Raw genomic sequence first — 19,787 nt, forward strand, 5'->3', positions numbered from 1 at the left:
TCTCTTACCGTTTTATTGCAGAGAACACAAACTATGCCACTCTTTTGCGTACATGCGTGACAGAGATGATCAGGTGTAGCAATACATACTGCCCTATGAAAAGGAATCGTGCACCTCCGTACCGCTATCTGAACAAACGCTTATATCTCATCTCGAACCAAGCCGGCTGCAAAGTGCCCATCAAACGCGCCCGGTGCCGGGCAGGTCTGCCACGACCAAGCGAGGTGCCATCCTCGACCAGCATTGCTCTCTAAAAACGCTTGGATAACCTCATCATTTTCTGATGAGAGCACCGAGCAGGTTGCATAGATCAAAAGACCACCAACAGCTACGCGCTTTGCTGCCGCCTCAAGCAAGCGCCCTTGGAGCGCAGGCAAATCATGAGCGATGGCCTTCTGATCCAGCCGCCAAGGAATCTCGGGATGTCTTCGCATGGTTCCCGTACCAGAACAAGGAGCGTCGATAAGCACGGTATCGAAGGCTGACACACCCCCTGCTGCGCGATCATGATCAGCTAAAACCGTATCCAAAGCACAGGCGTCTCCTGCATACACCTGAACAGACTCACCCAGTCCAGCACGCGCGAGGCGATCACGATTCATCCGACAGCGATATGCACTGATATCAATTGCGATATGTTCTCGGGCAATATGCGAGCGCTTAGCCAAGCTCGCGAGCACATAGGTCTTATTCCCACGACCCGCACCAATCTCAAGCAAGCTCCCAGGCCTGAGCGCTGAACGCGCTACCCGCTGGGCATGAAGATCGGTAACGATCACCCGCCCTGCTAAAAAAGGATCGCTTGTTAAGAGTGCCTGCATGTCCGAGATTGCATACGCTCCCACCAACTCAGATCCGCCCACCTCGCAGCATGGCTCAGCAAGGCCAGCTACCGGCTCAAAACCAGACCAAGATACATCATGCACATATGCACTCAAAGGTGCCGGATCAAGCTGGCATGCAGCAAGATCTGAGGCAGCCTCAAGCCCAACCGATGCTTCAATGGCATCAAAAAGCCAGGTGGGAAGCCCTGCTAAACGAGCCTTCATCACTGATTGACGACGATGTTTTGCGACGTCTGAAGCAGAGAAAAACGCTTTTCTTTGCTCAGCCACCCGCCTCAAGACCGCATTTGCAAGACCGGTCGCAGCGCGCGCCCGACTACGTACGAGCTCTACACCTTGGCTAACACCAACCTGAGGCTCACGACCCAAATAGAGTAGATCAAATGCTGCAAGCTGAAGCGCTATGCGTACACGACGCGACAAGGATTTGGGTGATCTGAGGAATCGATCGAGCAGCTCATGTATACAACCAGACGTGGCCACCGTACCGAGCGCCAAGCGGCGCGCAAAGGCAGCATCTCTGGAATCGAGGCCGGAAAGCAGATGTGTATCTGCAAGAACATCTTGAACGTGCACACCTCGAAAGGATGCTTGTTCAAGTATTGCAAGGGCTGCTTTTCTGGCAGGTGAAAGCCCGCTCACGAGAGCGCACTCCATCGTGAGGTCTCAACATGCCTCCCGGCGAGCCAGGCTCGAGCATCCATGGCACGCTTGCCATCGGGCTTGAGCTCTACGATCTCAAACGCCCCATCACGCGTACCCGCCACTAAACGCCCCGCCTGAGCCCTGAGCTCTCCTGGCTCAAGCGACTCATCAGATGGGCGAGCAAAAAGTACACGAGAAGAGATGCCATCTAACTGAGCGCGAGCAGGAGCTGCATCGTTGGATGCCAGGATACGACGAAGATTTACTGAAGCTGAATCTTCAGGATTAAGCCTCATCTCTGCCTTTGTAATTTTTGCCGCATGAGTGACATGATTCTCATCTTGCGCAATCCAGCGCGCCCTGCCCTCACAAATTGCAGGCAACTGCTCCACTAACAGCGCTGCCCCCATCTCTGCAAGCTCGCCGGTAAGCTCATCAGCAGTTTTTCCGAGCGCAGAGCACCGTGCCTGTGCGCAATAAGGCCCCGTATCAAGACCCGCTTCGATCCTCATGATCGAGACGCCCGTTTCTTCATCTCCCGCCAAGATACTCCGCTGAATGGGAGCCGCACCTCGCCAGCGTGGCAACAGCGAGGCATGCACATTCACGCAACCAGCAGGCACCAGCTGCAAAACTGCCTCTGGCAAAATGCATCCAAAGGCAGCAACACAAAAAACGTCAGCCTCTACCTGCGCAAGCGCAGAGATAACCCCATCATCGCAGCGGGAGCACTCAAGCGTTTGGATACCTCGCTCTTGCGCGGCAAGCTTGACCGGAGAGGCAACGAGCTTGCGTCCACGCCCTCTCACCGCATCAGGCCGGGTGAGCACGAGGGCAACCTCATATGTATCCGCTAAACGCTGAAATGCAGGCACCGCAAACGTGGGGGTACCCATAAAAACGATGCGCATCTCACACTCCCCTCTCTCAAACACCACCAAGCCACCAGACCCATACGTCGTCTGGCAACCAAGCTCATGCAAATACATGACTAGGCAGTTTCTCCTGGCCTCGCTCCACGCGCGAGCGCCTCTTGGTATTCCTTCAAAGCACGCATACGCTTGGGGCCTGATAGGCGTTCAAACATCGTAATGCCGTGGATATGGTCAATCTCGTGCTGAAGGCACACGCAGAACAAATCTCTGGCCGCCTCATAGCGCAGCAGGTCGCCCGAGAGATCATAAGCCTCAACCACAACTCGATCTGGCCTCATAATCTCGCAGGTAATACCGGGAATTGAGAGACAGCCCTCCGTATAGGGAACAAGCACATCAGAGCTCTCAACAATCACTGGATTGATCAAAACATACGGGTCGTAATCGGTAGCATCGGTATAGGTGGTATCCACCAATACCATCTGAAGGTTCTCGCCAACCTGTGGAGCTGCGAGACCGCAGCCCCCGTCCTCAAACATAATGCGGCGCATCCGCTCAGCTAAGGCAACAATCTCAGGTGTAATACGATCAATCTCTGCACATTCACAACGCAGGCGCGGATCGGGTGACAAAACAACGCCATCTACCTCCATCGTCGCGCTCCTTTCTTGCTATATAAACGCTGAACCGTACGATACAGCTCGTCTTTCATGCCACATCTCATGTACCCTGAGCAGGAAAAAGCATACTAACAGATCAGGGCGTATGAGAGAGCTACATAAGATCATAGGCGTCCACATCAACCGTCAGGCGCACTGAGCGATCAGGCGCACTGAGCGCAGCCGATCGCGAGAGCGCTTGAGGAACCGGAGCCGTAAGGGGAAACTTTACCAGGATATGATAGCGATACAGATCGTGCGCCCGCTCGATCGCGCAAGGATTAGGCCCTAAGATCTCAACCTCACCACCCGGCTTTGGTGCTAAGGCAGCAGACGTATGAGCAAGCTCACGGCAGAGGATGGCCATATAGCGCTCAAGACAGGCGCGAGCCGCTCGTGGATTTCGTGCCTGAGCAACAATATTTGCTAAGCGCACATAGGGAGGATAGCGAGCCTCTTTGCGCTGTGCGAGGTCTGGCTCACTATAAAGCTCGCGATCATGAGCAGCCACGGCACGAATAACTGGATCATCGGGGCGATAGGTCTGGATAATGACCTCGCTTGACCCTCCTGCACGACCTGCGCGACCTGCCACTTGCTCCAAAAGATCGAAGGTTCGCTCCTGTGCGCGAAAATCAGGCATATGCAGCGAATAGTCTGCGTTAATCACACCTACCATCGTAACTTCAGGGAAATCAAGACCCTTAGCGATCATTTGCGTGCCCAACAACACGGCGGTATGCGCATCATCGAAGGCCTCGAGCACGCGCCGATGCCCATCTTTACCCCGCGTTGTATCGGCGTCCATCCGAATAATCTCAACATCTGCGGGCAGCAGCTCACGTAAGGCATGTTCAACCTGCTGCGTGCCTAAGCCCATCTTGGCCAAATAGCGGCTCTTACAGCGCGGGCAGGCTGAACCCGGCGCAGGATAAGGTCTGACACGAAAGGTTTCTCCGCAGGTATGGCAAACCAGGGAATGATTGTGCTCATGATAGGTAAGTGCTGTTGAGCAGTGGCGACACGTTGGCACGCAGCCACATTCACGACAGAGCAAAAACGGAGCAAAGCCCCGGCGATTATGTAAGATGATCGCCTTTTCTTTACGATCAGCCACATCGAGCAAGGCCTGCCGGAGCGCTCCAGAAAAGATTGAGCGACCACCACGTGCAAATTCTCGACGCAAATCTACAATGCGCACACGCGGTAAAACCGCTCCAGAAGGACGTTCAAGCATCTGTGTTCGTTGCCAAGAAACGCCACCAAACTCACCTTGAGCTGAGCGTGCCATCGCCTCGGCGGAAGGGGTTGCAGATCCCAAAACAAGCGGGCAGCCTGAAAGCTGAGCAAGCTTTGCTGCCAGCTCGCGTGCATGGTAGCGCGGACTCGATCTCTGCTTATAGGACTGCTCATGCTCCTCATCAATAATGATGAGCCCGAGATTTCGCATGGGACAAAAAAGCGCTGAACGTGCCCCTACCACCACGCGCGCCCTACCTTCTCCAACCATATCCCACTGATCGAGGCGCTCACCAGCAGAAAGACGCGAATGAAAGACGGCTACTGCCTCCCCAAAACGTGAGCGAAAACGCCCTACCGTTTGAGCGGTGAGTGAAATCTCAGGCACTAACACACAGGCAGTTTTACCGTGCGCTACAACCTTCTCAATTGCCGAGAGATAGACTTCGGTTTTACCCGATCCGGTTACCCCGTCAATGAGGACCACATCACCGGCACCTGCCTCATACGCCCGATCGATCGCTGCCAGGGCTTGGAGTTGTCCTTGCGTGAGCTGATCTGGACGTTGGGCGGAAGCAGAAGATAGTGAGGTTGTTCCAGCTGCATTGCCACGCCATGCTCGGCGCTCCTCAACGCTCACCACACCTTGGCGCTCAAGCGAGCGAATGGCGCTTGTCATATCAGGGCAGAGGAGCCGAAGCTCGCGCGTTGTAACTGGCCCGCACGCAAGCGCTGAGATGAGCTGGCGCTGCCGAGCTGCATTCGCACGCGGCTCAAACTCACGACCGTGATCAGTCAGATAGACCCAACGTTCCTGTTTTGGCTCAATCGCTGGAGGCACCAGCTGCCATGAGCCATCTAGGTCTTTGCGAAGTCGGGGCGTTCCCCCTGGCGGTAAGAAAAGACGAAGACACTCTGCCAAAGGAGCAGCATACTCCTGGCTCATCCACTGAGCTGCAGCAGGAGCAGTATGAGAAAAGACTGGATCTGATAGCGCAGCGGAAATGAAGCGCACACGGCCAGGATCGAGGCCTTCTGTACCAGTAAGCTCCTGCAAGCTCTGGCCAAGCTCAACCACGTACCCCGCTGCAGGGCGGTTGCCGAAAGGAACCAACACGCAGGTTCCAATCGACACCACCCCCTTGAGCGTAGTGGGCACGCCATAGGCAAAGGGCTCAGATAAGGCTCGCGCAGGAATATCAACAATAACCAGGGCAAAGCCAGATGCTGTCGCGCCAATCGACTGCTTAGTCGTTTCATGAGCTACGGAAGGATCCAGCTGATCCTCTTCAAATAGCCGTGTCTGTCTCGTTCGGTTCTCGCTCATGCCCCCAGTGTAGCGCAGCTTGGATACAAACGATCACGCATCCTAAGCGCAATGGGGCTGTAGGGCGAGAAACACCACCAAACCATGCAGCAGTACAGGCAACCCAGCCGGATGCTTCCTTATGCAAGCAAGCCCGCAATCACACTTGAAAGCGCAATGAGAACGCCCACGATTGACTCTCCACCTAACAGACCAGAGGCAAATACAATACCCGCCTCATCGCTCTCACGCCGAGCCTTGCCCCGGGAAACCATCACGCGATCATAGATGAACTTTGCAGAAGCTCCCACAAACATGGTGAGCGTAAAGAAGAACGGCAAATACACGCCGAGGCCAAACATAATTGCCGGAAGACCCAAGACGTGCAGCAAAATACCACCCAGAATTCCGCCCACAAAAAATGGAACACTCGGAATTCCAGACACCATCGTGGCAACAACGCTTGCCTGAGCGGATACAAAAAGCTTTCCCGGTCCAAAGGCTTCAGGGCCGTACGCTGCAAAGAGGGCACAGAGGGTAATAACAGCGATCACCGAGCCTAAAAGCGCCCCGATAGCCTGGCCGTACCACATCGAACGCGGATCGGTACCGATGACAGCACCGGTCTTAAAATCGCTCATGACATCGCCCGCAAGGCCGCAGGTAACCGCAATGAGCGCTGCCACCAAGAAGAGCCCCGTGCTTGCCGTGTCTGAAATCCAGGCAACGAGCAAAAGAACAATCAGACCAAAGATCTCCATGGGGTCAATACCGGTCTGTCCAACCGACTGAGCGCTCATGATGGTTGTCACAAAACTCATGGCAATAACCACCACAGCCACGATGGGAGAAAGACGCAGTATTGTCACCACAATCAAGACAGCGAGCGCTACCATGAGCGCCAAAGCTCCTGCATCATAGCGACCTGTCAAATCACCAACCAAGCCTTCTTGTGTCTTGGTATGAGCGCGCACCTGTATCGCCAGTTTTGGCAGAATATCTTTGATCACAACGCCTAAACCTGAGCCCATCATAAGACCCATACCGGCACTTGCAACCATGCCTTGAGCAGTCGTGAGATCAACCAAACCTAAGGTAGATCCTCCCCAGATCAGACCAAAATTGGCAAGGAGACCACCGGCAAGCTGAAATCCAACAGCTGAGGCACCAATCAAAAAGCCCACGCCGAGCATCATCGGTGAGTTATAGATGGCAAACGCGACGCCAGGAATCGGCAAGGTCGCAATCATAGGCGGTAAGAGGTGCGCCACATCGCGAACTGCGGCATATACACCGGCGAGCCCCATCGATACAAAGAGTCGGCGACCCGTATTGCCCCCCGCCTCACTTGCGAGCAGGGTCTCGGCAGCTGCCGTGCCAATGGGATACTCAAGATCAGATTCATCAACAAAGCGACGACGAATGAGAGCCGTGCACACCAGCCCCAAGAGTGTTCCGGCAAGTGCCACACCCATAATCTGCAAGGGGCTCACCGTATCGGCCAAACCGAGCATCCAGATTCCCGGAATGGTAAACGCAATACCTCCCGCAACCATGGAACCGGCAGACATGATGATCTGTGTAACATTGACCTCATTCAAACTTCGACGCCCACAGGCACGCAGCAACACCAAAGACATAATCGAGGTAAAGATGGTAGGCCACGGGAGTGAACCCATTTTTAAGGCGGTATACACCGATGAGGCAGTGATGATTACGCAGCCAATGCAACCGATAATCATACCGGCAAGGCTGATATGGGTGCGCGCTTGCGCACCCGAAGACTCAGGCAACATATACGCTCCTTCGTATATCCGCTCCCCCTGTAACGAGGAGTCGGGTTACGTCACGGACGGGACATAGTATAGTCATTTTGAAAGACAATGCTCAAAGATTTGGAGCACCATGAACGCTCAGCATCCCGGACATGAAGCTGTATTGGCTGTTGATGTGGGAAATACCCGTACTGACCTTGGCTTGTTTGACCAAACTGAATTACTGGGCACCGTGAGCCTCACAACGCCGAGCCGTCTCACCGAGGATGAGGCGCTCACCTCACTTGAAATCGCACTGGGACGTCTCGGTGTTGCTCACCTTGCAGGAGCAATTCTTTCGTGTGTTGTTCCCAATCTCACACAAACCTGGACAGGAGCGCTCGAGCGTGTAAGCACCAGCAAGGTACTCACCGTAGGACCAGGCCTTAAAACTGGCCTCAAGATGAACTATGACGATCCAAAAGAGGTAGGCTCAGATCGTGTTGCCGATGCGGTAGCTGCACGTGAGCTGGTCAGTGGCTCTGTTGTAGTGGTTGATTTGGGAACAACTACAAACTTTGAGGTCATAGATAGCAGCGGGGTCTTTCTTGGAGGGATCATTGCACCGGGGCTTGCCCTAGGGGCCCGCGCACTTGAGCGAGCAGCGGCTCGCCTGCCCATGATTGAACTTACAGCACCGAAACACGTTATCGGTAAAAATACCCGTTCGGCAATTCAGGCCGGTGTGGTCTTAGGAGAGATTGCACGCATCAATGGTCTTATCGATGCAATCAGCTCCGAGCTTAACGAAGACCCCGCCATTATCGTCACCGGTGAGGGCGCTGCAGCAATTGCCGCCACTCTTGAGCGCGACGCCACCGCAGAGCCCTACCTCACGCTCACCGGCCTTGCATATTTATGGCAACTCAACCAAGGCCGGCGGGGCGAACGAAGCTGGTAAGACAAACGATGTGCATAAGCTCAAAGATCAGACGATCGAGACTCACGTGATCGAGGTGCGCATGATCGGGGTTCGCGTGATCGGGGTTCGCGTGAATTTCAAAGACCGCAGGCACTGCGAACTGCTTGGATCCGATCACATCGCTCCCAGGTAAAGTCTGAATCTTCCCTACCAAAGTGACCATAGGTAGCAGTCTTCTCATAGATGGGGCGCATGAGATCTAGATCGCGAATAATCGCCCCTGGCCTCAGGTCAAAGACCTGCTCAACTGCCTGCTCAATGAGGGCCTCAGGCACGCGTGCTGTGCCAAAGGTATCTACCATGATGGACAAGGGATGAGCCACGCCAATGGCATAGGCTAGCTGCACCTCGCAACGATGTGCAAGACCTGCAGCCACAACATTTTTCGCAACCCAGCGAGCGGCATAGGCTGCCGAGCGATCCACTTTGGTCCAATCTTTACCAGAAAAGGCTCCACCTCCGTGGCGACCTGAACCACCGTAGGTATCAACGATAATTTTTCTTCCCGTAAGGCCGGTATCACCCATAGGCCCGCCAATGACAAAACGACCCGTAGGATTTACATAGACCTCCGCGTCTTCCCATGCCATGTTTGCCGTTTGCATAACGGGTGCGATGACCTCGCGCATCAAATCTTGGCGGATACGATTCATATCGTGAATATCAGCTGCATGCTGAGTAGAAATCACAATGGACTCTACTGCCTTCGGACAATCTCCCTCGTATCTCACGCTCACCTGCGTCTTTCCATCAGGGCGCAAATACGGCAAGGTATTGTTGTGGCGCACCTCAGATAAGCGCTCGGCAAGCCGACTTGCAAGATAGTGCGGTATAGGCATGAGTACCGGGGTCTCATCGGTTGCATACCCAAACATCATGCCTTGGTCTCCGGCACCAATTTGATCTAAGGGATCATCTGTCTTGCCTGCCTGCACTGCATGACTCTCATCCACACCTTGGGCAATATCAGGGCTTTGACCATGAATAATATTGATAACTCCACAGGTCTCGCAGTCAAAACCATATTTTGCTCGGTCATAGCCAATACGGCGCAAAACCGAGCGAACGATTTCTTGCACATCAACATAGGCCTCGGTGCGAATCTCACCAGAAACGACAACCATACCGGTAGTGAGCAAGGTTTCACACGCACAACGAGCAGCCTCAACACTCGCAGGCTTACCATCAGGTGAAACATAGCCACGCGACTCAAGATCAATCTCTTTAGCAATGATCGCATCAAGCACAGCATCAGATATTTGATCGGCAATCTTGTCTGGATGCCCCTCAGTTACCGACTCTGAAGTAAAAAGGTAGGAGCGCCCCTCACGCACAGGTGAGGTGGAACGAAGTTGATCAGTCACAGAAGACCCCTTTCATACGAAGTGCCCGGCGGCCGTTGCCATTCCGCCGGGTCACCTATGTCTATCGATTGTAGCCTGCTTGCCCACATTCACGCGGCAAAGCACTCAGATAGCAAAAGCTCGAACGCAGGACGATCAAGGATGTGAGCTCAAGCATGCAAGGAGCTTACTCATACCAGCTCAGCAAGAAGCGTAGGCAAATCCTTTCTACCAAAGATCGTTCGCTCACTTCCTCCCTGCTCAATCACCACGCAAGGAACACTCATAGCACCAAAGCGCTCACGCAGCTCAGGAAAACGGGCAACGTCAAAGACTTCAGCGCTCACGAGAGGATGCTCAGCAGCAATACGCTGGGCTGATAGAACCGTCTCAGGGCACATCGTGCATGAAAGAGAAACCAAAATCTTCAAGGTTATTGGCTCGGCAATCGACGCAATAGCTGTTCGGGCAGCATCATCAATCTGCTGGCCAGGACCTGCCACGTTATAGATGCCAAGGATAAAGCTCGTAAACTCATGTCCTCCCGGCACGCCGTGAAAAGCGAGCCCAGACGAGGTACCGTCTTCACGAATGAGTTCAACAAACGGTGTGTATTCTTGATCGCCCTCGCTCACGCGCTCAACGCTCAGCTTCTCTGTCTCAGCAGCTAGCTCATCCATAAAAGCACCAAGCTCAGCTGCAGCTGAACTTGAATCGAGATGCAGTCTCAAGATCACCGGAGCTGCCATGCGCTCAAAAACCGGAGCGAGCTGAGCGCGCATGGCCTCATCAATAAAGCCGCCATCTGTGCCTTCTGTGTGAGACACAGCGGATGCGGGTTTATGTGTGGGACGAGAGACCGGAGGTGTTGGATGCAGGCCCGTTTTTTCCTGTGCTTCTTGTAAGAAACGTTCCATCACCGTAGCCGTCTCGGCAGCATCACCAACAGCAGTAGCTACCTGGCGTAAGCGCTTTGCGCATACGTCTCCTGCGGCAAAAAGCCCATCGCATCCACTCATACGCTCAGCATCGGCCAGCACATAGCCGTGCTCATCAAGGGTGGCAAGATCACGAACAAGATCGGTTGCTGGAGCATAGCCTGCAAAGACAAAGACACCGATATGTGAGCCGTCTTCTGAACGGAAGGTCTCTTCCTTGTCAGTTTGAGTATTGCGATAGCGCACAAAGCTGAGCTTGCTGCCATCGCCTCCCACCTCACAGACCTCGGTATTAAGATAGACGTCTATCTTTTCATGACGCTTTGCCTCTTCTGCTACAGCAGGAGCGCAGGTAAAGTCTGGCTCGCGCACCAAGATGCGAACACGCCGCGCATAGCGGGTTAAAAACACCGCCTCTTCAGCAGCAGCAAAGCCCCCGCCCACCACAATGACATCCTTGCCAGAGAAGAATTCTCCGTCGCACGTTGCACAGTAGGCAACACCACGACCCCGATACTCCTCTTCACCAATAAAGCCTGCAGAGCGCGGAGATGCACCGGTTGCCAACAATACTGCGAAGCAGTGCAGCTCTTTACGCGAGGTCTGCACGCGTTTTATCGGGTCTTCCATCTGAAGCGCCGATACCTCAGCGAGTAAGAATTCTGCACCGAACGCCTCTGCTTGCTTGCGCATCGTCTCGGTCAGCTCAGTACCACTCGCAGATAACACACCTGGATAATTGACAACCTCATCGGTGATCGTAATCTGCCCACCAAAGCGCTCTTTCTCAACCACCAGCACACGATAGCGCGCGCGAGCTAGATAGATGGCAGCAGTAAGACCAGCCGGACCGCCGCCAATAATGACGGCGTCATACAGCGTGCTGGGATCGAAATTGTCCGCTGTGCTCACAGAAGACTCCTGTGCGTGAGCCATACGCGTTTCCTTTCTATAAGAGCTCATTACGAGCACGAGGTACTAACAACAAAAACGGGACTCCGCCGCGAAGACGAAGCCCCGCAGCAAATTGACGGGATACGAAATACCTACGAGCGGATAGCCCTTAGAGCTGACCTACCAGATCAAGCGAGGGCTTGAGCGTCTCAGCGCCGGGCTGCCAGGTAGCAGGACACACTTCATCACCGTGCTCGGCAACAAACTTTGCCGCCTGAACTAAGCGCAAAAGCTCATGAGCATTGCGGCCAATACCTCCTGCCGTTACCTCATAGACCTGAATTCTGCCCTCAGGATCAACAATGAAGGCACCGCGCTCAGCTAGGCCATCTGCTTCAATGAGCACCTCAAAATCACGGGCGAGCACATGAGCAGGATCTGCGAGCATGGGGTAGCGAACCTTCTTGATCCGCTCAGACTCATCGTGCCAGGCCTTATGCACAAAATGCGTATCACACGAGACCGAATAAATCTCACAACCCTCTGCCTTAAAGTCGTCATACAGCTCAGCGAGCTCCTCCAGCTCAGTTGGGCATACAAACGTAAAGTCTGCTGGATAGAAGAAGAAAAGACTCCACCCACCTAGAACATCCTCACGTGTGACGGTCTGAAACTCACCATCTGAGAAAGCCATTACAGAAAAATCGCCAATTTCTTTATTGATCAGTGACATAGATCCTCCTTGATAGGAATACTTCCCAATAGGACAGATCCATCGTAGCAGCTTCGGCAGGCTGCAGGCCTATAAGTTTGATATATATTACTTTTCCATATTGGAGACAGGAAATACGAGCATGCGAACAAGCACACACGGGCACGCTGCAAGCATTCACCTGAGGCTTCCGCCCCCGGCCTGCAAGGCTTACCACATCAGACATGCATCTAAGCCACAAGCTGAGACACGTAACACCGTGCGAGTCAGATAAGGCATGCGCCGAGACCATCAGCTCGAGCACGCGATACCGTGTGAGCTGATACGACATGAGCCACGACCATCAGCTCGAGGTTGAAGCGTGCAATGCCCGCCAAACACGATGCCCTAAGATAAAACGCTCTGCAAAACCAGACATAAGCCTAGACGGTCAGCTCAATCAAATTCCCCTCAAAGCCAACTACACAGCTCTCGTAATACCCATCTCCCGTGGTTCGAGGGCCTGAGAGCACCTCAAAGCCATCTGAGGCCAAACGCGCAGTCAGCTTATCTACCGCAGCTTTCGATCCAAGCGAAAACGCAAGATGAGCCCAGCCTAAGGACGACTCCGGATTCGGATACTCATGCTTGCTTGCAAGATTCATAATCTCCAAGCGAGCGCCATCCTCAAAACTCAAAAAATATGAGGTAAATCCGGTTTGTGCATTGTGGTATTTCTCACCTGCCTGCGCACCAAGGTAGGTTTCAAAAAAGCCTCGAGCACCCTCAAGGTCACGGACATACAGTGCAATATGCTCGATTCTCATACGTTCCCCCTCTCTACGCCCTCATCGTCTCATCTTAATCTGGGGCAGGCCAGCAGCTGCGGCGCTATAATGCAAAAATGCATATGTAATCAAAAGCTTCATGGCTTCTCTTACTACGACGATTGGATTTGAGCATGACCTCACCTGTCCGCGTACGTTTCGCACCCTCCCCCACTGGCAAACTACATATTGGCGGGGCACGGACGGCTATCTACAACTGGGCATTTGCCAGATCTCATCAGGGTACCTTTATTCTGCGCATTGATGACACTGATCCGACGCGCTCAACCAAAGAAAATACCGAGATTATCTTAAGAGCGCTTCGTTGGTTAGGCCTTGACTGGGATGAGGGACCGGATGCGGGTGGAGACTTTGGTCCTTATGCTCAGGCCGAGCGCTTGGATATCTATCAAAAGACTGCTCAGCGCCTGCTTGAAGAAGGCCATGCCTATCCCTGCTTTTGCACACAAGAGATGCTCGCCCAAGATCGTGAAGAGGCGAAGGCTCGCAAAGACCCCAATCAGGGTTATCAAAAGCGGTGCCGTCATCTTACTCATGACGAGGCTCAAAGACGCATGGAGGCAGGAGAGCCCTATACCCTGCGCATTAAGGTGCCGGAAAATCGCGGGGATATCATCATTGATGATGCGGTCCACGGACGGGTAGTCTTTGATGCTCATGAGGTAGATGACTTTGTGATTCTGCGCTCAAATGGAACGCCAACGTATAATTTTGCCACCGTGGTTGATGATGCGGCTATGCAAATTAGCCATGTCATCCGTGGTGACGACCATCTGTCGAATACGCCTCGCCAGGTCATGGTCTATGAAGCGCTCGGAGCACCAACTCCCATCTTTGCTCATATTTCGATGATCTTAGGTGCGGATGGCAAAAAGCTCTCCAAGCGCCACGGCGCTACCTCAGTTGAGGAGTATCGAGATGCAGGCTATGTATCTGATGCCTTCGTAAACTATCTTGCTCTTCTCGGCTGGTCGCTCGATGGAGAAACCACCATTATTCCGCGCGATGTATTGGCGAGTCGCTTTAGCCTCGATCGCATTTCTAAAAACCCAGCAACCTTTGACCCAAAAAAGCTTGACTGGATGAATGCTGAGTATATTTCTGCCATGGATGACTCACGCTTTGCAGATGAAATCTTGCTTCCTGAACTCGTTGAAGCTGGCTTTGTTGAGGTTGGCGATGAGTTTGATGAGTCCTGGATTGATGCTTTGGCCTCAATCGTCAAGCCGCGCACGAAGTTTTTAGGTGATGCCGCACCTATTGCTGAGCCCGTATTTCAGCATGCCGACACCCTTGTTTTTGATGAGCGATCGGTGGCGAAAGGCCTTGCGCCTGAAGGCATGGGCAAGGTGTTAGACGCAGCAGAAGAAGTGCTTTCGCATCTAAAAAACACTGACTGGAATCCCGAGACGATTGATGCTGCTCTTGAAACCTTGCCCGAAGCGCTTGATATGAAAAAGCGCCAGGTTTTCCAGGCAGTTCGTGTAGCAATTTGTGGCAACCTTGTCAGCCCTCCGCTTGGTCAGACCATGGCTCTCATTGGTTCCAAGGATTGCCTTGCCCGTCTCAAGCGTGCACGTGGTCTTGCTGGCTAATACCTCCTTTCCAACCCTTTAGGAGCACTATGTCTGCCCCCGCCCAAACTGCTGCCAACCTATCTGCCTTTGAGATCTTAGGCCCGATCATGGTCGGCCCTTCCTCCTCACATACTGCAGGAGCGCTTCGACTTGCCCGGGTTGCTCGCGCCCTTGCAACCGATGGGATTGCAAGCATTTCCTTTACGCTTTGGAACTCATTTGCCCATACTCATGAAGGGCATGGCACCGATCGAGCCTTGGTAGCAGGAGCCTTAGGGCTTAACACCGATGATATGCGCATTAAAGATGCTTTCGAGCTTGCCCAACAAGCAGGCCTTTCGTACCGCATACAGATTGGTGGCGATAACGAGGCCTTCCATCCCAATTCCGTAGGAATTGATGTCACCACCACGTCTGGCTCGACCGTTCAGATTCATGGAGAAAGCTTGGGCGGCGGGCGTATTCGCATCAGCCGAATCAACGATATTGACGTTGACCTATCGGGCGAATACACCACCCTCTTTGTTGTTCACCAAGATATTCCCGGTGCCTTAGCGGCGCTCACCCAAACCCTCGCTCAAGATCACGTCAATATTGCCTTTTGCCGTACCTATAGAACTGAGCAAGGCGGACGAGCGTATACCATCTTTGAAATGGACGGCGCGGCTCTTCCTCTGGTACTCCCACGCATTGAAGCAATACCGGCGGTTTTTTGGGCAACCTTTATTGAACTGCCGGGTACCACAAGCTCGGCTCCCGGCGTCAGTACGTCAAGTCTTTTTCAAACAGGCGCTCAACTTCTCAAAGCTTGTCAGGAGCACAAGGCCACCATTGGCGACTTGATGCGCAGGCGAGAGACTGCGCTTATGGGCAAAGATCCCTCAGCTCTTATGAAGCGCGTCATTGAGGTTATGCACGAGGAAACAGAGGCTCCGCTTGCCCATCCCGAGCCGTCGCTGGGCGGGTTTTTAGGCGGCCAGGCAAAGGCAGTCGCAGATGCTTCTTCCAAGCTTGCATCCGCGCTCACCGGCTCTGTTCAAACCAACGCTATCGCTCGAGCAATGGCTGTTCTTGAGCGAAGTGCCTCTATGGGCGTTATCGTGGCAGCTCCTACCGCAGGATCAGCAGGCATTGTGCCTGGCTGCGTGCTCGCCCTCGCCGAGCACGTCGGTGCAAGCCATGCAGATGTTGCTGAAGCCCTCTTTTGTGCCGCAGCCATTGGGCTCATCCTCACTGCAAATGCCAGTGTTGCTGGAGCTGAAGGCGGCTGTCAGGCAGAGGTAGGAAGTGCTGCTGCTATGGCTGCAGCAGCAGTGACTCAGATGCTTGGAGGCAGCCCTCGGCAAGCCTTAGATGCAGCCTCGCTTGCTCTTTCCAATCTCTTAGGCCTGGTATGCGATCCGGTTGCTGGCTTGGTAGAAGTGCCGTGTCAAACGAGAAACGCTATCGGTGTGGCGACAGCTTTCTCCTCAGCACAGCTCGCACTCTCAGGCGTTAGCTTTCTTGTTCCCTTTGATGAAATGGCACGTGTCATGTATGACGTAGGCAAGGCCTTGCCCTCGAGCCTTCGCGAAACTGCTCAGGGAGGCATTGCCGTGGCTCCTTCTGCCCAAGCTGCGCGGATTGGCTGTGCAGCTTGCCCCCGTGCCTAAACCCATCATTCCAAAAGAAATCTCGAGTTCGTGCTCATTGTTTCAGGACGGTGCATGTCCGCGCTGGGTTGCTATACTATCTCATGGCTGAAACGAAGTTAAAACAGATTGATCCTTGGGGAGTGCTCAGATGCCCCGTTCAAACGATTCAACTATGCAAACAAGCGCAGGTGCACCTGGCAGTTCAGGCGCCCAAGCATCCAGCTCAGATATAAACGATGAGGTGCCTCAGGGCTCTATACACTCGAGCGCGCTCAGTGAGTCAAGCGCTCTCAACGCACGTATCCCAAGCGTAACGTCTGAAGACAACAATCTTGGGCGCATACTTGCCCCGGTGAGCATTCATGAACAGGCTTCTGCTCAAACAGGAGCTCACATGCGCGACAGCACCGCTGAGTCTGAAGGCGGCAAAGCTCACGATCGACCTCATCACCGCCTTCGTATCGCGCTCGGCGTCTTTGGCGGCCTCATCGGTCTCACCTATCTCGTGGGAGTCCTCGTCTTTTCTTTCATCTATTATCCGCATACCTCGATTGCTGGCGTTGATGTATCCCTTGCCACCAAAGATGCTGCTTCGGAGCGTATTGGCAAGGCTGCAGCAGCCTATCGCTTGCATATCAACGGTGAAGGCTTCTCGTGGACCTATACACCTCCCAAAGGTTCAGACCTCCTCGATGCCTCCAAACGTTCCTCAGATGTGTTAGCTACCAATACGCCCTTTGCCTGGCCGTGGCGGCTTGGGAAGGCTCTGCTCAAGGTAGAGCAAGCTCGAGCAAACACGCTTGATCCCACAACAGAGGCTGCTCCTTTGCCCGCCTCTTTTAATAATGAGGCGTTTCAAAAAGAGCTCAACCAGGCAATTGATGCATATAACGAAGACAGAACGGGTGAATTTAATGCTCAAAGTGCCTTTGATCCTCAAACCGCTACCTTTAGCTCCACAAAGGCACTGAGCAATGCCAAGCTCGATCAAAATCGTATCTCGGAGTTGGCGCGTACCGCACTCTCAAACCTTATTGACTCAGTTGAGATCGATGAGTCTTGCTTTTTATCCTTTGCTAATCGGTCCTCAAAAGAAGAGATTGAAACCGCGTGCGCCACAGCTACGAAGCTCGTCTCTTCTCACATCACGCTTACGATGGCAGGCAATGAGGTAGCAAAGATTGAGCCACAACAACTTGCTACCTGGGTTTCTTTTGATGAGCACTTGACTCCTCACCTCGATAGCAAAGCCTTACAAGACTGGGTGCGCACCTATACCACCGATTCGCTTGATACCGTAGGCTCAGAGCGCAGCTATACACGACCTGACGGCAAGCAGATTACTATCTCGGGAGGCACCTTCGGCTGGATTGTCGACTCAGCAGAGGCTGCTCGCTTGGTAGCTGAGGCAGTACAGGCAGGGGGCGACAAAACACTTGAGCTTCCACTCAAGCGCGAGGCAGATACCTTTGCCGGAAAAGGCCAGCGCGACTGGGGTTCATGGCTTGATGTCGATATTTCAGAACAGCACGCCTACCTCTATGACAGTGCCGGATCACTCCTTTGGGAATCGGGCATCATTACAGGCAACCCCAACCAGCGCAATGCCACCCCCACAGGCATTTACAGCATCAATAACCTCGCTCGCCACGTCACGCTCATAGGCAAGAAGGATCCAGAAACAGGAGAGCCAATCTATCGCACGCCGGTTGACTATTGGATGCCCTTTGTAGGAGGCGCTATTGGTTTTCACGATGCAACATGGCAAGCATCGTCGAGCTTTTCAAATCCTGATGCCTACTACTATGTAGGAAGCCACGGATGTGTAAACCTCCCCTACGCTAAGGCAGAAGAGCTCTATGGTCTCATTTCAGCAGGGCTTTGCGTAATTGTGCACTACTAACTGAGCGATCTCTGCACTGCCCGATTGGATAACAAAATCGTAACACTTGCCTGAAATCATCCACTGATCCCTTGAGATCGCTCAAGTTAATCTATCATGACATCATGCCACCTTACGATAGGAGCGCAGATGTCTGATACGAATGAACCACACATTCCGATCAAGCCGCAGACCGAGGCTCAAAATCCGGTTCCACCGATTCCTCCGGTGCCCTCTACCCAAGCTACTACCAAGCTTTCCCCACCGTCCGAAGCCCTTGCAAACGTAAGCGATGTGGGATCGACTGACGATGAGGTCTATGCCAAGCTCAAGGCCAAGCGGGCTGAGCGCAGGCGTCGCAAAATTCGCCGGAGAGCAATTATTGGTGGCTTTATAGCTGCGGTCATCATCCTTCTTGTTGTGCTCGTGCATATCTTCTCGCAAAAGCCAGATCAGCTTACAGAGCCTGTGGTTGATATGGCCACACGCGGAGAATACACAACAACCGTTCGGGCATCCGGCTCGCTGGAGCCTTTATCTGCCACGGTCATCACCCCAGAAGTCACCGGTACCTTCTCTGAAGTTGATGTTGTTGCCGGTCAAACCGTACAAAAGGGCGACGTCGTCTTAAAGGTTAAAAACGATGACCTTGATCGCACGATCGCTGAGGCTCAGCGCGCCCTGAAAACCGCCAAGCGCAACCTCGCTGCTGCCCGCGAGGCAGAAGATATGCTGAACTCAGATGACACCGAGGGTGTAGACGAAAAGGGTGCTACGGCGACTGCCAATGGCGTAGAAGATGCCAAGGCTGCTGTTGAAGCCGCTCAAGCCACACTTGATCAGGCTATCGCACAAGGAGATAAGCGTACGGTTACCTCGCCGCTTACCGGTAGCGTGGTTGCTATGAACGCCCGCGTTGGAGCTCCTGTTGTTGGTACTGGCGAGCGTGCCGGCGAGCCGCCTGTGATGATTGCAGATCTATCACAGATGAAGGTCACGGTTCAGGTTGATGAGGCAAATATTGCCAAGGTTGCTGTTGATCAAGAAGCCAGTGTTACCTTTGCTGCCCTGCCAGAGTTGACCTTGAGCGGCAAGGTTACCGGCATTGCTTCCATCGCTTCTAATCTTGGCCAAGGTGGGCCGATGGGCTATCACGATCCCGGTGGTGCTGGTGCCACCTTTGCCGTTGATATTCTCATTCCAGAGCCAGACCCGCGCCTGAAGCCCGGCATGAGCGCTCAAGTATCGTTAATCACTGAGCGTATTGAAGATGTCATTATGGTGCCTGTCACCGCGCTCCAAACTGATGATGGCGAGCACTTCCACGTTAATGTTCAGGTTGACCCCGAGAAGCACACCTATGAGTCTCGTGAGGTAACCGTCGTTGCGAAAAATGAAGATATGGCAGTCATTGGTCGTCCTGCTGATGTTGTCTCTGACATGCCCGAGTCCCCGGTTGCCGATGGCGAGGCTCTCATTATCTCAGGTGGCACCCCTGTCAATGCTGGATCTTCGGATCACATGGCTCCAACAGGCGCTGAGGATCACGGTTCGGCTCCCAGAGACGGCTCCTCAGAGGCCACAGCAGCTCAAGGTGAAGCAGATGCTCGCGGAGCTGAGGGTAAGGCAGAAGATGGGCAGCAGGGTTCAACTGAGAACTCTGAGGGCTGAGAAC

Annotated in this window: 14 protein-coding genes; 5 read left to right on the plus strand and 9 right to left on the minus strand. The window is 53.6% G+C overall.

All coding sequences use genetic code 11. The features are described from left to right. Nucleotides 1-140 precede the first annotated feature (140 nt). The 5 genes from K6V98_RS00420 to K6V98_RS00440 form a co-directional block, all read right to left on the minus strand. Nucleotides 141-1,487, minus strand: coding sequence for an RsmB/NOP family class I SAM-dependent RNA methyltransferase (locus K6V98_RS00420; RefSeq protein ID WP_222198563.1), 1,347 nt, complete (start codon nt 1,485-1,487; stop codon nt 141-143). Next, the gene (gene fmt / locus K6V98_RS00425; protein WP_222198564.1) at nt 1,484-2,401 is read right to left on the minus strand and encodes a methionyl-tRNA formyltransferase; all 918 of its coding nucleotides are present in this window, start codon (nt 2,399-2,401) and stop codon (nt 1,484-1,486) included. The genes K6V98_RS00420 and fmt overlap by 4 nt, the downstream gene beginning before the upstream one ends. An 80-nt stretch (nt 2,402-2,481) precedes the next feature. Further along, entirely contained in the window at nt 2,482-3,018 is a 537-nt protein-coding gene (def, locus tag K6V98_RS00430; RefSeq protein ID WP_222198565.1) for a peptide deformylase, read from the minus strand. Between the two features lie 121 nt (nt 3,019-3,139). Next, nucleotides 3,140-5,590, minus strand: coding sequence for a replication restart helicase PriA (priA, locus tag K6V98_RS00435; protein WP_222198566.1), 2,451 nt, complete (start codon nt 5,588-5,590; stop codon nt 3,140-3,142). Nucleotides 5,591-5,709: 119 nt separating this feature from the next. After that, complete coding sequence (locus K6V98_RS00440; protein ID WP_222198567.1) at nt 5,710-7,365, minus strand: OPT/YSL family transporter; 1,656 nt, start codon at nt 7,363-7,365, stop codon at nt 5,710-5,712. A gap of 109 nt (nt 7,366-7,474) precedes the next feature. Here K6V98_RS00440 and K6V98_RS00445 point away from each other — a divergent pair, with 109 nt between their 5' ends. After that, nucleotides 7,475-8,284: a type III pantothenate kinase gene (locus K6V98_RS00445; protein ID WP_222198568.1), complete on the plus strand. Its 810-nt coding sequence runs from the start codon at nt 7,475-7,477 to the stop codon at nt 8,282-8,284. Nucleotides 8,285-8,382: 98 nt separating this feature from the next. On the opposite strand, the gene metK is transcribed toward K6V98_RS00445, so the two are convergent. The 4 genes from metK to K6V98_RS00465 all read right to left on the minus strand — a co-directional run bounded on the left by metK (nt 8,383) and on the right by K6V98_RS00465 (nt 12,998). Continuing rightward, nucleotides 8,383-9,669, minus strand: coding sequence for a methionine adenosyltransferase (gene metK / locus K6V98_RS00450; RefSeq protein ID WP_222198569.1), 1,287 nt, complete (start codon nt 9,667-9,669; stop codon nt 8,383-8,385). A gap of 170 nt (nt 9,670-9,839) precedes the next feature. Further along, nucleotides 9,840-11,522: an FAD-dependent oxidoreductase gene (locus K6V98_RS00455; protein WP_222198570.1), complete on the minus strand. Its 1,683-nt coding sequence runs from the start codon at nt 11,520-11,522 to the stop codon at nt 9,840-9,842. Between the two features lie 127 nt (nt 11,523-11,649). Continuing rightward, complete coding sequence (gene ahpC / locus K6V98_RS00460; protein ID WP_222198571.1) at nt 11,650-12,213, minus strand: alkyl hydroperoxide reductase subunit C; 564 nt, start codon at nt 12,211-12,213, stop codon at nt 11,650-11,652. 401 nt (nt 12,214-12,614) lie between these two features. After that, a complete protein-coding gene (locus K6V98_RS00465) occupies nt 12,615-12,998 on the minus strand; it encodes a VOC family protein (protein WP_222198572.1) in 384 nt (127 codons plus the stop codon). Nucleotides 12,999-13,132: 134 nt separating this feature from the next. Between K6V98_RS00465 and gltX the strand changes: the two genes are divergently transcribed. The 4 genes from gltX (at nt 13,133) to K6V98_RS00485 (ending at nt 19,783) form a co-directional block, all read left to right on the plus strand. Further along, the gene (gene gltX, locus K6V98_RS00470) at nt 13,133-14,614 is read left to right on the plus strand and encodes a glutamate--tRNA ligase (protein WP_222198573.1); all 1,482 of its coding nucleotides are present in this window, start codon (nt 13,133-13,135) and stop codon (nt 14,612-14,614) included. A gap of 29 nt (nt 14,615-14,643) precedes the next feature. After that, on the plus strand, nt 14,644-16,248 hold the full coding sequence (sdaAA, locus tag K6V98_RS00475) for an L-serine ammonia-lyase, iron-sulfur-dependent, subunit alpha (protein WP_222198574.1): 1,605 nt from the start codon (nt 14,644-14,646) through the stop codon (nt 16,246-16,248). Nucleotides 16,249-16,624: 376 nt separating this feature from the next. Then, entirely contained in the window at nt 16,625-18,133 is a 1,509-nt protein-coding gene (locus K6V98_RS00480; RefSeq protein ID WP_222198575.1) for a L,D-transpeptidase family protein, read from the plus strand. A 129-nt stretch (nt 18,134-18,262) separates the two neighbouring features. Beyond that, nucleotides 18,263-19,783, plus strand: coding sequence for an efflux RND transporter periplasmic adaptor subunit (locus K6V98_RS00485; RefSeq protein WP_222198576.1), 1,521 nt, complete (start codon nt 18,263-18,265; stop codon nt 19,781-19,783). Nucleotides 19,784-19,787: the final 4 nt, after the last annotated feature.

Origin of the sequence: Collinsella ureilytica, assembly GCF_019795105.1 — a bacterium.
In the GTDB taxonomy this organism is placed as follows: domain Bacteria; phylum Actinomycetota; class Coriobacteriia; order Coriobacteriales; family Coriobacteriaceae; genus Collinsella; species Collinsella ureilytica.

Excerpts from the sequence above, each read along its gene's own strand:
- K6V98_RS00480 (WP_222198575.1), top strand. The coding sequence starts at position 16,625 with ATGCGCGACAGCACCGCTGAGTCTGAAGGCGGCAAAGCTCACGATCGA.
- ahpC (WP_222198571.1), bottom strand. The coding sequence starts at position 12,213 with ATGTCACTGATCAATAAAGAAATTGGCGATTTTTCTGTAATGGCTTTC.
- K6V98_RS00445 (WP_222198568.1), top strand. The coding sequence starts at position 7,475 with ATGAACGCTCAGCATCCCGGACATGAAGCTGTATTGGCTGTTGATGTG.
- def (WP_222198565.1), bottom strand. The coding sequence starts at position 3,018 with ATGGAGGTAGATGGCGTTGTTTTGTCACCCGATCCGCGCCTGCGTTGT.
- K6V98_RS00440 (WP_222198567.1), bottom strand. The coding sequence starts at position 7,365 with ATGTTGCCTGAGTCTTCGGGTGCGCAAGCGCGCACCCATATCAGCCTT.
- sdaAA (WP_222198574.1), top strand. The coding sequence starts at position 14,644 with ATGTCTGCCCCCGCCCAAACTGCTGCCAACCTATCTGCCTTTGAGATC.
- fmt (WP_222198564.1), bottom strand. The coding sequence starts at position 2,401 with ATGCGCATCGTTTTTATGGGTACCCCCACGTTTGCGGTGCCTGCATTT.
- K6V98_RS00455 (WP_222198570.1), bottom strand. The coding sequence starts at position 11,522 with ATGGCTCACGCACAGGAGTCTTCTGTGAGCACAGCGGACAATTTCGAT.
- K6V98_RS00465 (WP_222198572.1), bottom strand. The coding sequence starts at position 12,998 with ATGAGAATCGAGCATATTGCACTGTATGTCCGTGACCTTGAGGGTGCT.
- priA (WP_222198566.1), bottom strand. The coding sequence starts at position 5,590 with ATGAGCGAGAACCGAACGAGACAGACACGGCTATTTGAAGAGGATCAG.
- gltX (WP_222198573.1), top strand. The coding sequence starts at position 13,133 with ATGACCTCACCTGTCCGCGTACGTTTCGCACCCTCCCCCACTGGCAAA.
- K6V98_RS00485 (WP_222198576.1), top strand. The coding sequence starts at position 18,263 with ATGTCTGATACGAATGAACCACACATTCCGATCAAGCCGCAGACCGAG.